At 61.0% G+C, this 3,437-nt stretch carries 2 protein-coding genes; one reads left to right on the top strand and one right to left on the bottom strand.

Annotation, left to right across the window (positions count from 1 at the left end; genetic code table 11):
- Positions 1-60 precede the first annotated feature (60 nt).
- Entirely contained in the window at positions 61-1,191 is a 1,131-nt protein-coding gene (locus CVT63_08090) for a TraB/GumN family protein (protein ID PKQ27421.1), read from the top strand.
- 296 nt (positions 1,192-1,487) lie between these two features.
- Here CVT63_08090 and CVT63_08095 read toward each other — a convergent pair whose 3' ends face one another.
- Positions 1,488-3,278, bottom strand: coding sequence for an acyl-CoA dehydrogenase (locus CVT63_08095; GenBank protein ID PKQ27422.1), 1,791 nt, complete (start codon positions 3,276-3,278; stop codon positions 1,488-1,490).
- Positions 3,279-3,437: the final 159 nt, after the last annotated feature.

Below are 3,437 nucleotides of genomic sequence, written 5' to 3' on the forward strand. Positions count from 1 at the left end.
TTGGGTTAGTTGGGCTGAGCATTTGCATCGCTCAACTGCAAGACTACCGAACTGGCACAAATGCGCAACTGTCTGCATGCAGAGTCAGGCAATAATGTGCGAAATCATGGTGAAATGGACGAACTCGCTGGCGTCGACTTTTCACAGTGGATAGTGATGTATCAATCAGGAGCCCGTTCAATGAAAGCACTCGTTTTTTTCTCGGCCGCGCTCGCATTTGTGCTGGGCAATGCCTCGGCCCAGGACATGGCAGAGCCAATTTCGCCTGAACCGACAACCACACGCATGGAAACGCTTGTTGTCAGCGGCAATCAGCCCGGGCCGGGCATGTGGCGCGTCAGCAACGGCGATCACGACCTGTGGATACTGGGCACGCTGTCGCCATTGCCCAAACGCATGCAGTGGGAGTCGGGCAAGGTTGAGCGGTTGGTCGCGCGATCACAGGAGTTGTTGGCGCAACCCTCGGTAACTGTAACCGCCGATGTCGGCTTCTTTGGTCGTCTGGCACTGATTCCAACCGCGCTGCGTGCACGCAACAACCCCGATGGCAAACCGTTGCAGGAGCATGTGTCGGATGCGTTGTACCAGCGCTGGCTGGTTTTGAAAAAACGCTATCTGGGACGCAACAAATCGGTGGAAAAGCGACGGCCGATCATGGCTGCGACCACGCTGTACGAAGAAGCGCTGGATGACAATGCATTGAGCGAAAAGAACCGGGTCTGGCCGGTGTTGCGCAAATCCGCCAAGCGCAACAAGGTTCCCATTACCGTGCCGATGGTGACCATCGAAATTGCCAATCCCAAGGCCACGCTGAAGGAGTTTGCAAAAACAACGCTCGATGACGAAGCCTGTTTTGCGGCGACGCTGGAGCGGCTGGAAACCGACATGGGCAACATGAAGGCGCGCGCCAACGCCTGGGCGGTTGGTGATGTGCCGGCGCTGATTGCGTTGCCGCATCCGGATGAGCGCAGCGTTTGCGGCGATGCCGTGTTGGCAACCGCAATTGCCGAAAAGCAGGGCATGGCTGATCTGCGCGAGCAATTGCGTGTGCGCTGGCTGCAGGCGGCCGATGCGGCGTTGCTCAAGAATGAAACGACGGTTGCGGTGATGCCGATCAACAGTCTGCTGGGCGACGACGGATACCTGGTGGCGTTGGGTGAGCGTGGCTATAGCGTGGTGGCGCCAGAGTAAGGCCGTCGCTGTCAGTTGCGTCATGATGGTACGACGCGTTGCCCGGGTTCGCAGAATTGGTCGCCCACAGGGTGGGCTCCTGCAGGGGGCATTAGCAGGAGCAACGGTGTTTCTGCTGGTGCCAATCCGTGCTGCAGTGGGAGCCGGCCTGCCGGCGAATAATTGTGCGACAGCTTCGCGCGCAAGGCGCGCTCCCACAAACGCCCTGAAGTACGCCGGTTTGAACATACAAGCTGTGGCCGACCGGGATCATCGCCACACCGGAAACTGTCACACCGTGGATGCCACGCGGCAACTCAGCTATCGAAGTTGTCGGCATCCAGCGCCAGCAGGCTGGCCGCGCCAGCGCGGATGCCGGCGGCGTGGTTCAAGGTGCGTGGCAGGATGCGCGCAAAATAGAAGCGTGCGGTGTCGCGTTTGGCCGTTTTGAAGGCCTCCGGATAATCGCCGGCTGCGCTGACCGCCACCGCGCGCGCCCACCAGTAGGCCAACACCACGTAGCCGGTATGGAACAGGTAATCGACTGCTGCGGCACCAACTTCTTCGGGGTCGCGGGCGGCCTTGCCACCGATTTCCATGGTCAGCGTTGCCAGCTCTTTGGCCTTTTCTGCCAACGGGCCGATGAACTCCGCCAGCGCCGGATTGCCGGCATGTTCGGTGCAGAACGCCTCGATCAGCGCGCCGAACTGACGCAGCCCCGGCCCTTGCGTTTGCAGTATTTTGCGGCCGAGCAAGTCCAGTGCCTGGATCTGGGTGGTGCCCTCGTAAATGGTGGTGATGCGCGCGTCGCGGCTGAGTTGTTCCATGCCCCATTCGCGCACATAGCCGTGGCCACCGAAGCATTGCAGCGCGTTGTAGGTACTTTCGATGCTCCATTCGGTCAGGCAGGCCTTGACCACCGGGGTGAGAAAGCTGAGCAACTCATCAGCGCGTTTGCGCTCCTCGGCATCGTTGCTGTGTTCGATCACATCGAGCAGGGTCGCCGCGTGATAGGCCAACAGCCGGCCGCCCTCGGCAAAGGCCTTGCAGGTCAACAGCATGCGCCGCACATCGGGATGCACGATCAGCGGGTCGGCCGGCTTGTCGGGGAACTTGGGGCCGGACAGTGAACGCATCTGCAGGCGATCACGGGTATAGGCCAGCGCATTCTGGTAAGCGCGGTCGATCAGGCCAAGGCCCTGGATACCGACGGAAAGGCGGGCGCTGTTCATCATCGTAAACATCACCGACAGGCCCTTGTTGGCCGGGCCGATCAGGTAGCCCTGCGCACCGTCGAAGTTCATCACGCAGGTAGCCGAGCCGTGGATGCCCATCTTGTGTTCGATGGCGCCGCAGCGCACCGCATTGCCATCGCCGACGCTGCCGTCGCGCGCAACCTTGCGTTTGGGCACGATGAAGGTGGAAATGCCCTTGGTTCCGGGCGGGGCATCGGGCAGCCGCGCCAGCACCAGATGCACGATGTTGTCGGTGAAATCGTGTTCGCCGGCGGTGATGAATATCTTGGTGCCGGTAACCGCATAGCTGCCGTCAGCTTGCGGTTCGGCGCGGGTCTTGAGCAGACCAAGATCAGAACCGCAATGCGGCTCGGTCAGGCACATGGTGCCGGTCCAACGGCCATCGACGATGGCGCGCAGAAACACGTCTTTTTGCCAGTCTTCGCCATGATGTTTCAGCGCTTCGGTAGCGCCATGCGAAAGCAGCGGGTAGTTGCCCCAGGCGAGGTTGGCGGCGTCGATCATTTCCTTGAGTGCCACCCCGAACGATTCGGGCAGGCCCTGCCCGCCGTATGCTTCATCGGCAGTCAGCCCGTTCCAGCCTCCTTCGACGAACTGCAGATACGCCTGCTTGAAGCCCTTGGGTGCCGACACCGCGCCGCTGGCCTTGTCGTAGACGCAGCCTTCGGCATCGCCGGCATGATTGAGCGGCGCCAGCACCTGCTCGGTAAATCGCGCGGCTTCTTCGAGCACGGCATCGAGCACATCGCGCTGCGCACTGGCAAAGCCCAGGCGGTCGTACAGCGCCTGTACGCCAAGCACGTCGAACAAGGCGAATTGCATGTCACGTTGCGGGGCTTTATAGCTGTTCATGGTCGGAAATCCATTGTGGAAAATCAGCGAAACACGCCATCAAGCCCGGGAACGGGCGATAGCACGCTTTCAAACTCGGTTGGGTAGCGATCATCCGGGTCGCTGGTGATGAGGTGCCCGTCAAGCCGGTAGCGCAGGCCGCGACGGTCGCTTTGTGCC

The sequence above is a fragment of the Candidatus Anoxymicrobium japonicum genome, from assembly GCA_002843005.1.
Lineage (GTDB): Bacteria > Actinomycetota > Geothermincolia > Fen-727 > Anoxymicrobiaceae > Anoxymicrobium > Anoxymicrobium japonicum.